This window comes from Glycomyces lechevalierae (assembly GCF_027622945.1).
GTDB lineage: Bacteria > Actinomycetota > Actinomycetes > Mycobacteriales > Micromonosporaceae > Glycomyces > Glycomyces rutgersensis.
Genome location: NZ_JAPZVQ010000013.1, coordinates 14,687 through 29,033, shown reverse-complemented (window position 1 = coordinate 29,033; position 14,347 = coordinate 14,687). Strand labels below are relative to the sequence as shown.

Annotated in this window: 10 protein-coding genes; 3 read left to right on the top strand and 7 right to left on the bottom strand. The window is 70.1% G+C overall.

Annotated elements, in window-relative coordinates; genetic code table 11:
* Window positions 1-15: 15 nt before the first annotated feature.
* Together uvrA and gsmA are read right to left on the bottom strand one after the other, a co-directional pair.
* Window positions 16-2,973 carry an excinuclease ABC subunit UvrA gene (gene uvrA / locus O2L01_RS18680; RefSeq protein WP_374727659.1) on the bottom strand — a complete coding sequence of 986 codons (2,958 nt, stop codon included), beginning with the start codon at window positions 2,971-2,973 and terminating at the stop codon, window positions 16-18.
* 234 nt (window positions 2,974-3,207) lie between these two features.
* Window positions 3,208-4,269, bottom strand: coding sequence for a sporangiospore maturation cell wall hydrolase GsmA (gene gsmA / locus O2L01_RS18675; protein ID WP_270123527.1), 1,062 nt, complete (start codon window positions 4,267-4,269; stop codon window positions 3,208-3,210).
* A 177-nt stretch (window positions 4,270-4,446) separates the two neighbouring features.
* Between gsmA and typA the strand changes: the two genes are divergently transcribed.
* The gene (typA, locus tag O2L01_RS18670; RefSeq protein WP_270123526.1) at window positions 4,447-6,315 is read left to right on the top strand and encodes a translational GTPase TypA; all 1,869 of its coding nucleotides are present in this window, start codon (window positions 4,447-4,449) and stop codon (window positions 6,313-6,315) included.
* 170 nt (window positions 6,316-6,485) lie between these two features.
* On the opposite strand, the gene O2L01_RS18665 is transcribed toward typA, so the two are convergent.
* The 5 genes from O2L01_RS18665 to mraZ form a co-directional block, all read right to left on the bottom strand.
* Window positions 6,486-7,400, bottom strand: a complete 915-nt coding sequence (locus O2L01_RS18665; RefSeq protein ID WP_270123525.1) for a proteasome assembly chaperone family protein — start codon at window positions 7,398-7,400, stop codon at window positions 6,486-6,488.
* An 89-nt stretch (window positions 7,401-7,489) separates the two neighbouring features.
* Window positions 7,490-9,685: a peptidoglycan D,D-transpeptidase FtsI family protein gene (locus tag O2L01_RS18660; protein WP_270123524.1), complete on the bottom strand. Its 2,196-nt coding sequence runs from the start codon at window positions 9,683-9,685 to the stop codon at window positions 7,490-7,492.
* Window positions 9,686-9,693: 8 nt separating this feature from the next.
* A complete protein-coding gene (gene ftsL / locus O2L01_RS18655; RefSeq protein WP_270123523.1) occupies window positions 9,694-10,272 on the bottom strand; it encodes a cell division protein FtsL in 579 nt (192 codons plus the stop codon).
* Window positions 10,269-11,246, bottom strand: coding sequence for a 16S rRNA (cytosine(1402)-N(4))-methyltransferase RsmH (rsmH, locus tag O2L01_RS18650; protein WP_270123522.1), 978 nt, complete (start codon window positions 11,244-11,246; stop codon window positions 10,269-10,271). The genes ftsL and rsmH overlap by 4 nt, the downstream gene beginning before the upstream one ends.
* 17 nt (window positions 11,247-11,263) lie before the next feature.
* Window positions 11,264-11,695 carry a division/cell wall cluster transcriptional repressor MraZ gene (gene mraZ / locus O2L01_RS18645; RefSeq protein ID WP_270123649.1) on the bottom strand — a complete coding sequence of 144 codons (432 nt, stop codon included), beginning with the start codon at window positions 11,693-11,695 and terminating at the stop codon, window positions 11,264-11,266.
* Window positions 11,696-12,232: 537 nt separating this feature from the next.
* On the opposite strand from mraZ, the gene O2L01_RS18640 reads away from it, so the two are divergent.
* Together O2L01_RS18640 and O2L01_RS18635 are read left to right on the top strand one after the other, a co-directional pair.
* A complete protein-coding gene (locus tag O2L01_RS18640; RefSeq protein WP_270123521.1) occupies window positions 12,233-13,477 on the top strand; it encodes a Mur ligase family protein in 1,245 nt (414 codons plus the stop codon).
* 20 nt (window positions 13,478-13,497) lie between these two features.
* Window positions 13,498-14,220, top strand: a complete 723-nt coding sequence (locus O2L01_RS18635) for a type 1 glutamine amidotransferase (RefSeq protein WP_270123520.1) — start codon at window positions 13,498-13,500, stop codon at window positions 14,218-14,220.
* Window positions 14,221-14,347 lie beyond the last annotated feature (127 nt).

Here is a 14,347-nt window from a genome sequence, read left to right as displayed (position 1 = left end):
CTTGCGCCCCTCGCGCTATCGCTTGGCGGGCGCCTTGCGTCCGTTGCCCGCCTTGGCCCTTCGCGCGGCCGCGCCGTCGGTCTTGCCCTTGCCGTCCAGGCCGAGCAGCGGCCGCAGGTACGCGCCGGTGTGGCTCGCCGCGATCGCCGCGACCTCCTCCGGGGTGCCGGCCGCCACGAGCGTGCCGCCCTTGTCGCCGCCCTCCGGGCCGAGGTCGATGACCCAGTCCGAGCACTTGATGACCTCGAGGTTGTGCTCGATCGTGATGACCGTGTTCCCCTTGTCCACCAAACCGTCGAGCACGCCGAGGAGCTTGCGCACGTCCTCGAAGTGGAGGCCCGTGGTCGGCTCGTCCAGGATGTACACGGTCTTGCCGGTCGAGCGCTTCTGCAGCTCCGAGGCGAGTTTGACGCGCTGCGCCTCGCCGCCCGACAGGGTCGGGGCGGGCTGGCCCAGCCGCACGTAGCCCAGGCCCACGTCGTTGAGCGTCTTCAGGTGCCGGTGGATCGTCTGGATCGGCTCGAAGAAGTCCGCGGCCTCCTCGATCGGCATGTCGAGCACGTCCGAGATGGTCTTGCCCCGGTAGTGCACCTTCAACGTGTCCCGGTTGTAGCGGGCGCCGCCGCACTCCTCGCACGGCACGTACACGTCCGGCAGGAAGTTCATCTCGATCTTCAGCGTGCCGTCGCCGCTGCACGCCTCGCAGCGGCCGCCCTTGACGTTGAAGGAGAACCGGCCCGGGCCCCAGCCGCGCACCTTCGCTTCGGGCGTGCCCGAGAAGAGCTTGCGGACCTTGTCGAACACGCCCGTGTACGTGGCCGGGTTCGAGCGCGGGGTGCGCCCGATCGGCGACTGATCGACGCCCACGACCTTGTCGACCCCGTCGATGCCGGTGATGGTGCGGTGCCGACCGGCGACGATCTTCGCGCCGTTCACCTCGGCGGCGAGCGTGTTGTAGAGGATCTCGTTCACGAGCGTCGACTTGCCCGAACCGGACACGCCCGTCACCGAGACGAGGCAGCCCATCGGGAAGACCGCGTCGATGCCCTTGAGGTTGTTCTCCCTGGCGCCCTTGACGACCAGCTCGCGGCCGTGATCGGCCGGGCGGCGCTTGTCGGGCACCGGGATGTGCTTGCGGCCGGACACGTAGTCGCCCGTGATCGAGCCCTCGGCCTCGGTGAGGCCGGCGACGGGACCGGAGTAGATGACGTGCCCGCCGTGCTCGCCCGCGCCCGGGCCGATGTCGACGATGTGGTCGGCGACGCGGATCGTGTCCTCGTCGTGCTCGACCACGATGAGCGTGTTCCCCAGGTCCCGCAACCGCTCCAGGGTCGCGATGAGCCGGTTGTTGTCCCGCTGGTGCAGACCGATCGACGGCTCGTCCAGCACGTAGAGCACGCCCACGAGACCGGCGCCGATCTGCGTGGCCAGGCGGATGCGCTGCGCCTCGCCGCCCGAGAGGCTCCCGGCGGCGCGCGCCAGAGTCAGGTAGTCCAGGCCGACGTCGAGCAGGAACTGCAGGCGGGCCTTGACCTCCTTGACGATCGGCGCGGCGATGATCGAGTCGCGGTTCGAGAGCTGCAGGCCGTCGAAGAACACCGCGCAGTCCGCGACCGAGAGCGTGCAGACCTCGTGGATGGACAGGCCCTCCACGGTGACGGCCAGGACCTCCGGCTTCAACCGGGTCCCCTCGCACGTCGAGCACGGGATCTCCCGCATGAACTGCTCGTACTTCTCGCGCGTCCACTCCGAGTCCGTCTCGTGGTGGCGGCGCTCGACCCACGGCACGACGCCCTCGAAGCGCGTCTCGTAGGAGCGGCGCTGGCCGCGCTTGTTGCGGTAGGAGACCTGCAGGGTCTCCCCGTAGCCGTAGAGGATCGCCTTCTGCGCCCGGTCGGGCAGGTCCGCCCAGGGCGTGTCGACGTCGAAGCCGACCGCCTCGCCGAGCGCGACGATCTGGAAGAGGAAGTAGTCCCCCATGCCCACCGAGGACCAGGGCGCGAGGGCCCCGTCGCGGACGCTCGACTCCTGGTCGCGGATGACGAGGTCGGGGTCGACCTCCTTGCGCACGCCCAGGCCGTGGCACACCGGGCACGCGCCGAACGGCGCGTTGAACGAGAACGTGCGCGGTTCGAGCTCGTCGAGGGAGAGCGGGTGGTCGTTCGGGCAGGCGAGCTTCTCGGAGAAGCGGCGCGTGCGGTTCGGGTCGTCCTCGGCGACGTCGACGAAGTCGAGCACCACGACCCCGTCGGCCAGGGCGAGCGCCGACTCGACCGAGTCCGTGACGCGCTGGACGGCGGAGTCCTTGACGGCGAGGCGGTCGACGACCACCTCGATGTCGTGCTTCTCCTGCTTCTTCAGCTTCGGCGCGTCGGTGAGGGCGTACACCTCGCCGTCGACCCGGGCGCGGGCGTAGCCCTGCTGCTGGAGGTCGCCGAAGAGGTCCACGAACTCGCCCTTGCGCTTGCGCACCACCGGCGCCAGGACCTGGAAGCGGGTGCCCTCGGGCATGGCCATGATCTGGTCGGTGATCTGCTGCGGCGACTGGGAGACGATCGCCTCGCCGCACTGCGGGCAGTGCGGGACGCCGACGCGGGCGTACAGGAGCCGCAGGTAGTCGTAGATCTCGGTGATGGTGCCCACCGTCGACCGCGGGTTGCGGGAGGTGGACTTCTGGTCGATCGACACCGCCGGGGACAGGCCCTCGATGAAGTCGACGTCGGGCTTGTCCATCTGGCCGAGGAACTGGCGGGCGTAGGCCGAGAGCGATTCGACGTAGCGGCGCTGGCCCTCCGCGAAGATCGTGTCGAACGCGAGGGAGGACTTGCCGGAACCGGACAGGCCGGTGAAGACGATGAGCGAGTCCCGCGGGAGGTCGAGGTCGACGTCCTTGAGGTTGTGCTCGCGCGCGCCGCGCACCACGATGGTGCCGGCCGCATGCCGGTCAGAGGAATCGCGCTGGTTCTTGTCGATGTGAAGGTGCTCGTTGGCCACGGTGGGAATCTAACGTTCGGGTCCGACAGTTCTGGGAGCCCCGCTGTTCGAACGCGGGCCGCCCTACGAGGCTACCCCTCCGCGGCGTGCGGATTCGCCGCCCGATGTGACCTTTCACTCACCCGATACACGAACGAAAGCGGGCCCGGTCCACGCGGTGCGTCGGGGACCGGACCCGCCTTCGTCGGCAGGAATCAAGTCGTGCGGGCCGGCTCAGTCGAACCGGTACAGGTCGTAGTCGTCCATGATCCCGATGAGCTTGTCGGCGTACTGCGGGTCGGTCGCGTAGCCGGCCTTGTGGATCTCGCGGGCGAAGCGCTTCGGGTCGTCCGCGTGGTCCATGGCAGTGGCGTACCTGGACCAGTTCGCGAGCAGGTCGCCGTGGTCGCGGTAGGAGTCGGCGACGTTCGCGTAGGCCCGGAAGGTCGCGTCCATGTCGAAGCAGCCGCCGATCGGGCTGCACTCGAAGGTGGCGTAGTCGCGGCAGCCGATGGCGTGGTCGCCGGGCGAGCCGAAGCACTTCATGCCGAAGAGGTTGTGGTCCTCGCGGGCCAGGGCGCTCTTGCCCCAGCCGGACTCGAGGATCGCCTGCGCGATGGTCACCGAGGCCGGGACGCCGGTGGCGCGGTCGCTGGACTGCGCGGCCGGGGCCTGCGCGTCGATGAAGCCGGCGGTGCCGCCGCGCGGGACCGTGGGCGGCGCCTGGCCGCACCAGGGCAGCCACGGCTCGCCCGCGCTCCACTTGATGTACGCGGCGGAGACGAAGCGCTTCTGGCCGATCAGGTACCAGGCCCCGGTCTTGCGGGCGGTGCCGTCGACCTCCTGGCCCCAGACCTGGCATTTGACGTCGACGACGGTGCCGTCGGCGAAGCTGCCCTGCCGGCCGGACGTGGAGTTCGCGGCGGCGCGGATGTTGAGCTCGCCGCCGCCGGTGCTGACCCTGGCGCTGGTGGCGGCCTTGCTGGCGGCCGAGCACCACGGCACGGGCCGCGGCGGCGACCAGTTGACGTAGGCGTTCGAGATCCAGCGGTCCTTGCCGATGCGCAGCCAGGTCGAGGTGGTGCGCACGTAGCCGCTGATCTCCTCGCCGCGGACCATGCAGAACACTTCGGGGTTCGCGCCGTTCGCGAGGGTGCCCGCGGTCTTCTGGTCCGTGGCCGGGCCGGAGCGGACGTTGAGGGTGCCGCCTTCGGTGGCGATGATCGCACCGGTGATATTGGCCTGGCCCGGCGACGCGTTGACGAGGATCGCCGCCGCTGCGAACGCGAGAACCATAACGTATCGGGTGGATGACTTGAATACGCCCATATAGGGCAGCGTAGGCAAGCGGGCATTTTCTGTCATTGAAAGGGGTAATGTGAACAACCCTCGGCCTCGGAACCGGATTTCAGGTGTCCGCGATCACCTGGGTTGACGCCAGGTCCGTCTCGTGCTTAGGCGACAATGGTCGTCGTGTCTACACGCTCTGATCTGCGCAACATCGCCATCGTCGCCCACGTCGACCACGGCAAGACCACGCTCGTCGACGCCATGCTCAAGCAGGCGGGCGCCTTCCGCGAGGGTGCCACGGTCGATGACCGCGTCATGGACTCGGGTGACCTGGAACGCGAGAAGGGCATCACGATCCTCGCGAAGAACACCGCGGTCCACTACGCCAACACCGACGGCTCCGAGATGGTCATCAACATCATCGACACGCCCGGCCACGCCGACTTCGGCGGCGAGGTCGAGCGCGGTCTGTCCATGGTGGATGCCGTCGTGCTCCTGGTCGACGCCTCGGAGGGTCCGCTCCCGCAGACCCGCTTCGTGCTCCGCAAGGCGCTCACCGCGCGCCTGCCGGTCATCTTGTGCATCAACAAGACCGACCGCCCGGACGCCCGCATCGACGAGGTCGTCAACGAGACCTACGACCTGTTCCTGGACCTGGACGCCGACGAGGACCAGATCGAGTTCCCGATCGTCTACGCCTGCGCCCGCGACGGCGTCGCCTCGCTGAACAAGCCCAAGGACGGCACCGTCCCCGAGGACTCCGACAGCCTCAAGCCGTTCTTCGACACCATCATCGAGCACGTGCCCGCGCCCGAGTACGACGAGGCGAAGCCGCTCCAGGCCCACGTCACCAACCTCGACGCCGACAACTTCCTCGGCCGCATCGCGCTGTGCCGCGTCATGGAGGGCGAGCTGCGCAAGGGCCAGACCGTCACCTGGATCAAGCGCGACGGCACCCAGCAGAACGTCCGCATCACCGAGCTCATGATGACCGAGGCGCTCACCCGCAAGCCCGCCGAGAAGGCCGGCCCCGGCGACATCTGCGCCATCGCGGGCATCCCGGACATCATGATCGGCGAGACCCTCGCCGACCCCGAGAACCCGATCGCCCTGCCGCTTATCACGGTCGACGAGCCGGCGATCTCGATGACCATCGGCACCAACACCTCGCCGCTGGTCGGCAAGGGCGGCAAGGGCCACAAGGTCACCGCCCGCCTGGTGAAGGACCGCCTCGACCGCGAACTGGTCGGCAACGTCTCACTCCGCGTCCTCCCGACCGAGCGCCCCGACGCCTGGGAGGTGCAGGGCCGCGGCGAGCTGGCCCTCGCGATCCTGGTCGAGCAGATGCGCCGCGAGGGCTTCGAGCTCACCGTCGGCAAGCCCGAGGTCGTCACCAAGCAGATCGACGGCAAGACCCACGAGCCGGTCGAGCGCCTGACCATCGACTCCCCCGAGGAGCACCTGGGCGCGATCACCCAGCTCATGGCGACCCGCAAGGGCCGCATGGAGACCATGACGAACCACGGTTCGGGCTGGATCCGCATGGAGTGGCTCGTGCCCTCCCGCGGCCTCATCGGCTTCCGCACCGAGTTCCTGACCCAGACCCGCGGCACCGGCATCGCGCACTCGATCTACGAGAAGCACGAGCCGTGGTTCGGCGAGCTGAAGACCCGCAACAACGGCTCGCTCGTGGCCGACCGCGCCGGGGCCGTCACCGCCTTCGCGATGATCAACCTGCAGGAGCGCGGCACCCTGTTCGTGGGCCCGACCACCGAGGTGTACGAGGGCATGATCGTCGGCGAGAACTCTCGCTCCGACGACATGGACGTCAACATCACCAAGGAGAAGAAGCTCACCAACATGCGCGCCGCCTCGGCGGACTCGACCGAGAACGTGGTCCCGCCGCGCGCGCTGTCGCTCGAGCAGTCCCTGGAGTTCTGCCGCGAGGACGAGTGCGTGGAGATCACCCCGGACACCGTCCGCATCCGCAAGGTCGTCCTCGACCAGAAGGAACGCGGCCGCTCCGCTTCGAAGGCCAAGCACAACAAGTAAGCCCTGAACGACGAAGCGGGCCCGACCTTCCGGTCGGGCCCGCTTTTCACTTGTCGCCGTGCAACTTCGCCGGGCGCGGCCCGGCGAAGCGCTCACTTGTCGTCCTCGCCCTTCTGGCGCTCGGCAAGGCTCTACTTGTCGTCCTCACCTCGCTGGCGCTCGGCAAGGCTCTACTTGTCGTCCTCACCTCGCTGGCGCTCGGCAAGGAAGTGCTCGAACGCCGCGCCGAGTTCGTCGGCTGTCGGCATGCGGCCGTCCTGGAGCATCTCGTCGGCCTCGGCGGCCTCCGTGAACGAGTCGTACTGCTCCTCAAGGGTCTTGACCACGTCGGCCACCTCGTCGGACTCGGCCACCTGCTCGGCGATGTCCGAATCCACTTGGGCGCGTTCGAGTTCCAGCTCCTCGTCCGAGGGCAGGTCGAGGCCGGTGGCCTCGCGGATGCCCTCGAGGAGGCGCATGGAGGCGGCCGGGTAGGTCATCTGCATGACGTAGTGCGGCACGTGCACCGAGAGCCCGATCGCGTCCCGGCCGGATTCGCCCAGGCGGTACTCGAGGAGGCCCGCGGCGTTGCCGGGGACCGTGACCTCGTTGAAGACCGGCCGGTTGTCGAAGACGAGTTCGGGCCGGGTCGCGTGCACGGTCATGCCGAGCGGCCGGGTGTGCGGCACCCCCATCGGGATGCCCTGGAAGCCCAGGGTGAGCGGCACGTGCCAGTGCTCCACCAGGTCCTCCACGGAGTCCACGAAGCGTTCCCACGCGAAGTCGGGCTCGGGGCCCGTCATGAGCAGGAACGGCTTGTCCGAGGCGTCCCGCATCAGGTACACGACCAGTTGCGGGGCCTCGAAGTCGGACCAGCGGTCGATCGAGAACGTGAGGTTGGGCCGCCGGGACCGGTAGTCGATGAGCTGGTCGACGTCGAACGACGCGACCGGGGTGTGCTCGCAGGTCTTGAACAGGTGGTCCACCACCCCGCGACCCGCTTGGCCTGCGTCCATGAACCCGTCGAGGAAGTGCAGCAGCACCGCTCCCCGCGCCTCGGCCGGTTCCGCCAGGACCTCGCACAGTGCCCAAGGGTCAACGTTCAAAACAATCGGCTCCTTCTTCCTTGACGCCTTCGATGCTAACGCCCGGGGCCGACCCCCGATTCCCCCTCGTGGAGAAGTTCGGGGCGGCGTCACCCCCAGACGTCGAACACCGGGGCGGGCTCGGTCGCGGGGCGAACCCCGAAGTAGCCCAAGGCGAACTCGTTGATCTCCTTGAACGCCTCGCCGGTGGTCGAGCCGCCGCCCCCGCCGCCGGGGACGTAGACGCTCACGGCCACCACGTACTGCGGGTCCTCGGCCGGGGCGAATCCCACGAACGAGGTCACGTTGCCGGGCGCGTAGGACCCGTCGACGACGAGCCCGCCGGTGCCGGTCTTGCCGGCGAGGTGGTAGTTCTCGAGCTGGGCGTTGCGGCCCGTCCCGGTCTCGGCCGCGATGGGCGCTTGCAGCAGGTACTGCAGGCTCTCGGCGGTCTCCTTCGAGATGACGCGGTGCGTCGCCGGGTCCGGCTGCTCCACGACGGTGCCGTCGGCCTCGATCTTCTGGTCGATGAGCGTGGGCTGGACGTACACGCCGTCGTTGGCGATCGCGCCGTACAGCGCGGCCATCTGCATGATCGTGGTGGTGCCCTCGTGGCCGATCGGCACGGAGCCGTACGAGGTGCCCGACCACTGATCCGGCGGGAGCACGATGCCCGCGGCCTCGCCCTCGATGCCCACGCCCGTGGGCTTGCCGAGGCCGAAGGCCAGCTGATACTCGTACAGCTTCTCGGGGCCGATGCAGTCGGCGAGCTGGATGGTGCCCACGTTCGAGGACTGGGCGATGATCCCGGCGAGGCTGAGGACGGCGTCGCCGTGCTCGTAGCCGTCCTTGTAGACCGTGTCGCCCTTGGTGATCGTCTGCTCGACGGGCATGGTGCCGTCGGGCTTGATGCAGCCCTCCTGGAGGGCGGCGGCGAACACGATCGCCTTGTGGATCGAACCGGGGTCCACAGTGGCCTGCGTGCCGTAGTCGCGGTACGCCTCGGGGTCGTCCACGTTGAACGGGTTGGCCGCGTCGTAGGTCGGGGTCGAGGCCATCGCCAGCATCTCGCCGGTGCCGACCTCCATGACCATCGCCGAGCCGAACTCGGCGTCGTGCTCCTTCACCGTCTCCTGCAGGATGTTCTGCACCTGGAACTGGAGCTTGTCGTCGATGGTGAGCTGGAGGTCGTTGCCCGGCACCGCCTCCTCCTCGCGGTAGAACGCGCCGGGGATCGGCTGGCCGGACTGGCTGCGCTCGTAGGAGACCTCGCCGTCCTCGCCCGAGAGCCAGTCGTCGTAGGTGGCCTCGAGGCCGCCGAGGCCGTCGCCCTCGCCGCCGGTGAAGCCGATGACGTTGGCGGCCAGGTCGTGTCCGGGCACGACGCGGCGCTCGTCCTCGCCGATGATGAGGCCCGGGTTCTCCATCTCGCGGATCTCGTCGCCGATGGCGAGGTCGACGCCGCGCTGCAGGTAGGCGAAGCGGATCGGGTCGCCCTGGGCGGTCTCCTTGGTGGAGAGGATCGGCTCGACGTCCGAGGACTTCAGCGCCAGGAGCGGCGCGAGGGTCGCGGCCAGCTCGGCGGGGTCGCCCTTGAGCATCACCGGGTCGACGGCGATGTAGTTGGCCTCGATGGAGTACGCGAGGCGGTTGCCGTTGCGGTCGAGGATCGCGCCGCGCTCGGCGGGCAGCGGTTCGGTGGTGAGGCGCTGGTTGAGCGCCTCGGCGGCGTACGCCGCGGAGTCGGTGACCTGGAGCTGCACGAGGCGCGCGCCGGAGACGAGCAGCAGGATCATGACGAAGGCGGCGGCCATGCGCAGCCGCCGCCGGGGGTTGCCGATGCGCGGCAGGCTCGCGAGCGGCCGGACCTCGATCGGGCCGGTCGCGCGCACGGTGCCGCGGGGGCCGCCGCGGCGCGGCGGGTTGATCGGGCCGGTGCGGCGAGTGGGCGCGGGGCGGGCGGTGGTGCGACGCGCCGGTTCCGAGCGGACCGCGCCGGTGCGCCGGGCCTCCGGTTCGGGGGTGCGGGGTTCGGTGATGACGCCGGTCTCGCGCTGGCGGCGCTCGCGGGAACGGGCCGCGGCCTCGCGGCGCCGACGCGCCGCGAGGTCCTCGGTCTCGTGCTGCTGCGTGCTCCGGTTGCGCTCGCGGCGCGCGGCCTCGCGGTCGCGCGCCCCGTTCTCGCGGGCCCGGTTGTCCTCGGCCCCGTCCGCCGCCTCGCGGACGGTGCGTCCGCGAGGCGTGTAACGGCGGGCTCGACTGATCGAGGAGGGGTCGCGCCGTCGACGGGGGTCGGATTCGGTCATCGACGTCCTTACTCCTCGTTCCAGGGCACCTCGACGGTGTCACCGCCGGGCAGGTACAGGAAGGTCACCTTCTCCGGGTGCACCATGCCGAACTCCTGCGCGCGCGCCTGGAGGTTCACCGGCGTGTCGAGGTTCGACAGCTCGTCCTCGAGCGCCTGCTCGGTCTGGTCGAGCTCACCCGCCTGGGTGCGCAGCTCCTGCAGCCGGTAGGCGTCCTCGTTGATGACCGTGTTGAGCACGAGCAGGCCGAAGATGCCGGCCACGACGAGCGCGAGCACGCCGCCGACGAACGCCGGGCGCGGCACCTCGACCGGGTCGGGCGCGGGCTTGGCCTTCGTCTCGGTGCGGGTCCGGGTGCGCGGGAGCACCACGGTCTCGCGCTGCGGCGCGGAGGGCGCCTCGACGGGAGGCGCCTCGACCGGCGCGGTCGCGGGCTGTACGGCCAGGTTGCCGTCGAACACAGGCGCGGATTCATCGGCGTCGCCCACGAGCCCGCGGCGCCGCGAGGACGCGGCGCGGGCCCGCCGGCGGGCGGCCTTGATGATCTCGTCGGGGTCGGCTTGCGCGCGACGGTACTGGTCGCTCATGGTGCGCCTCCTGCTCCTGTGGACGGTGCGATGCGTTCCGCGGCGCGGAGCCGGGCGGGCGCCGCGCGCGGATTGCGGTCGAGTTCGGTCTGCGTCGGTTGCTGGGCCTTCTTCGTGAGGAGTCGAAAGGTGGGTTCGGTTCCGGGGAGGTCGACGGGGAGGCCGGCCGGGCTGTTGGAGCGGGCGCGTCTCGCCAACTCCTGCTTGGTGATGCGGTCTTCGAGCGAGTGGTACGAGAGCACGACGACGCGGCCGCCGGGGGCCGTCACGTCGAGCGCGGCGGGCAGCGCGCGCTCCCAGGTGTCGAGCTCGCCGTTGACCTCGATGCGCAGGGCCTGGAAGGTGCGCTTGGCCGGGTTGCCGCCGGTGCGGCGGGCCGCGGCCGGGATCGCGTCCTTCACGAGGTCCGCCAACTCGCTGCTGGAGGTGATCGGGGCCTTCTCGCGGGCCTTGACGATGCTGGAGACGACGCGGGTCGCGAACTTCTCCTCGCCGTACTCGCGCAGGATGCGCACGAGGTCGCCCGGCGCGTAGGTGTTCACCACGATCTCGGCGGTGAGCCGGTCGTCCGGGTTCATGCGCATGTCGAGGCGCGCGTCCTGGCTGTACGCGAAGCCGCGGTCGGCCTGGTCGAGCTGCATCGAGGAGACGCCGAGGTCGAACAGGACGGCGTCGAGGTGGTCGAAGCCGTTGTCCTCCAACACCTCCGGGATCGCGTCGTAGACGGCGCGGGCCGGGATGAACCGCTCGCCGAAGCCGGCGAGCCGCTTGGAGGCGAGCTCGAGCGCGGTCGGGTCGCGGTCGACGCCGATGACGGTGAGACCGGGGTGGGCGGTCAGCAGCGCCTCGGTGTGGCCCCCGGCGCCGAGGGTGGCGTCGACGGCGATCGCTCCCGGGCGCGAGGCGGCGGGCGCGAGGTAGTCGAGCACTTCGTCGAGCATGACGGGGATGTGCGGTGCGTTCGCGGCGTTCATTCCGCTCACCTCCTTCTCTACAGTCCTTCGGGCAGGTCGCCCTCTTCGATGTCGGCGAAGGCCTCTTCCGAGGCCTCCAGGTAGTCGTCCCAGGTCTGGGTGTTCCAGATCTCGACGCGGTTCGAGGCGCCGATGACCGCGAGGTCGCGGTCCAGCCCGGCGTACTCGCGCAGTCGCGGGGGGATGGTGACGCGGCCCTGCTTGTCCGGGACCTCGTCGTGGGCGGAGGCGAAGAACACCCGGCTGTACGCGCGGGCGGTCTTGCTGGACATGGGGGCCTGCTGGAGCGCCTCGGCGATGCGCGTGAACTCCGCTTCGGGGAACACGTACAGGCAGCGTTCCTGGCCCTTGGTGATCACGACTCCTTCCGCCAGTCCTTCCCTGAACTTCGCGGGGAGGATGACGCGGCCCTTGTCGTCCAGGCGCGGGTTGTGGGTGCCGAGGAACATCGGCGCCACCCCCCGTGACTCTCAGGCTGCGCGGCCGCTCCGACCGCGTCGATAGGGCGATGGCCCCACCATTGCGCCCCACCTTACTCCACTCTCCCCCACCCTTGGGGGTTGTTTCCGCGTGGCATTCGTGGTGGGCGTGGCGAAACGGCTGGTCAGCGTTGGTGGAGGACAGTGGAGTGACGTGTGCGCAACACGTGCTCTGAGACGTGAATTTCGATCGCCTTCCTCCCCCGGAGGTGGCTTGGGGCGCAAAGGGACCGGTGCGACCGCGACGAACCGGGCACGGAGGGCGACGAGCACGCGCACACTGCGCGGCCATTCGGTCACTGTGGAGCGAGGGGTGGCGGGGAGTGGAGCGGCCCCGGGAACGTCGGCGCTGCCAGGCGCGGGCGGCGCATCGGCGATCGTCGCTGCCCGGGGTTGCCCGTGCCGCTCCACCTCACGCACTGCCGCCACTCATCACGCGTTCCGGTGCGCATGTGACAAACTCTTCTGCATAGTCACCGGTTCCGATCAAGCCGAAAGCGAGCCCGCATGAGCGCGAATCTGACCCCACGCGCGAAATTCGCCACCACGCTCCTCCGGACCGCGGCGGCGCTCTCGCGGGCGACGGGCCGCGGCGACGGCTCGGTGATCGGCGGACGCGTCGGGTTGATCGTCGAGCCGCGGCTGCTGGAGCTCCTGGCCGAGGGCCGGCACGTCGTGCTGATCTCGGGCACGAACGGCAAGACGACCACGACCCGGTTCACGACGGCCGCGATCGAGGCGATCGGGAAGGTCGCCACGAACTCGTTCGGCGCGAACATGCCGACCGGCCACACGACCGCACTCGCCAAGGCGCCCAAGGCCGAATACGCCGCGCTGGAATGCGACGAGCACTACCTCGGGCAGCTGCTGGACGCGGCGAGCCCGAAGGTCGTGGCCCTGCTGAACCTCTCGCGCGACCAGCTCGACCGGGCCATGGAGGTCACGGCGCTGGCCGCCAAGTGGCGCCAGACCCTGCAGACCTCGGCCGGCCAGTCGACGATCGTGGCGAACGCGGACGACCCGCTCATCGTGTGGGCGGCCTCGGTCTGCCAGCGCGTGGTGTGGGTCGCGGCGGGCCAGTCGTGGACGGCGGACTCGGCGATCTGCCCGAACTGCGGTTCGCACCTGGACCGGTTCGGGGAGTTCTGGCGTTGCACGAACTGCGGCCTGAACCGCCCGAGCCCGCAGTGGTCGGTGGCGCAGGAGGGCGAGGCGGTCGTCGGTCCCGACGGACGCCGGTACGAGCTGCGGCTGCAGCTCCCGGGCCGGGTGAACCGGGCGAACGCGGCGACGGCGCTGGCGGTGGCGAGCCTGTTCGGGGTGGACCCGGCGCAGGCGGCGCCGCGGCTGTCCGAGGTGGCCTCGGTGGCGGGCCGGTACGCGAAGGTCGAGCGCGAGGGGCGCCAGCTCCGGCTGCTCCTGGCGAAGAACCCGGCGGGCTGGCTGGAGTCGTTCGACATGATCGAGCCGCATCCGCCGGTGGTCCTGTCGCTGAACGCGCGCGAGGTGGACGGTTTCGACACGTCGTGGATCTACGACGTGGACTTCACGTCGCTGGCGGGCCGGAAGGTCGTGGTGACGGGCGACCGCCGCACGGACCTGGCGGTGCGGCTGGAGGTCGACGGGGTGGACTTCATCGTGGTGGACGACATCCGGGCGGCGATCGCGGCGGTGCCGCCGGGGCCGGTGGAGGTCGTGGCGAACTATACGGCGTTCCAGGACATCCGCGCCGAATTCAACCGGGTCAACTAGCGAGAAAGTAGCGTCTCACCGTGGCTTTGAGCACTTTGCGCATCGTCTGGCTCTACCCCGACCTCTTGTCTACGTACGGCGACCGGGGGAACCTGCTGGTGCTGGCCCACCGGGCCCGCGCGCGGGGGATCGACGTGGAGCCGATGCAGGTCCGCAGCGACCAGCGGGTCCCGCACACTGCGGACATGTACCTGATCGGCGGCGGCGAGGACGGGCCGCAGGCGGTGGCGGCGGACCGGCTGCTGCAGGACGGGGCGTTGAACCGGGCGGCCGAGGCGGGGAAGCCGATCCTGGCGATCTGCGCGGGCTACCAGTTGCTGGGCTCGTCGTTCTATGCGAACGGCCGGGCGTACGAGGGTTTGAACATTCTCGACCTGCGGTCGGACCGGGGCCCGTCGCGGGCGGTCGGCGAGATCGCGGGGGACGCGGCGCCGCAGCTCGGGATCGGGCCGATCACGGGGTTCGAGAACCACGGGGGGCGCACGCATCTGGGCGAGGCGGTGCAGCCGCTGGCGCGGGTGACGGCCGGCATCGGCAACGACGGTGCGACCGAGGGCGCTTGGGCGGGGCACGTGATCGGCACGTACATGCACGGTCCGGGCCTGGCGCGGAACCCGAGGCTGGCGGATCTGCTGCTGGCGTGGGCGATCGGGGTGGACCCGTCGCAGCTGCGGCCGATCGACGACACGTGGCCGGAGCGGCTGCGTGCGGAGCGGTTCCAGGCGCTGACGGCGGCGCAGTAGCCCCCGGGAGATGTGTCACGCGCTCGCATTAGGCTGGCGAAACCACCCAGACACGGTTAGTTTTGTCATGCAACTAATCGACCGATGCGGGCGCGCCTCCCCTGCCGCGCCCGTGCGATGCGCGCGA

Bases quoted from the DNA above. Each gene is read 5' to 3' on its own strand.
- gsmA (WP_270123527.1), bottom strand. From the start codon at position 4,269: ATGGTTCTCGCGTTCGCAGCGGCGGCGATCCTCGTCAACGCGTCGCCG.
- O2L01_RS18660 (WP_270123524.1), bottom strand. From the start codon at position 9,685: ATGACCGAATCCGACCCCCGTCGACGGCGCGACCCCTCCTCGATCAGT.
- ftsL (WP_270123523.1), bottom strand. From the start codon at position 10,272: ATGAGCGACCAGTACCGTCGCGCGCAAGCCGACCCCGACGAGATCATC.
- rsmH (WP_270123522.1), bottom strand. From the start codon at position 11,246: ATGAACGCCGCGAACGCACCGCACATCCCCGTCATGCTCGACGAAGTG.
- mraZ (WP_270123649.1), bottom strand. From the start codon at position 11,695: ATGTTCCTCGGCACCCACAACCCGCGCCTGGACGACAAGGGCCGCGTC.
- O2L01_RS18640 (WP_270123521.1), top strand. From the start codon at position 12,233: ATGAGCGCGAATCTGACCCCACGCGCGAAATTCGCCACCACGCTCCTC.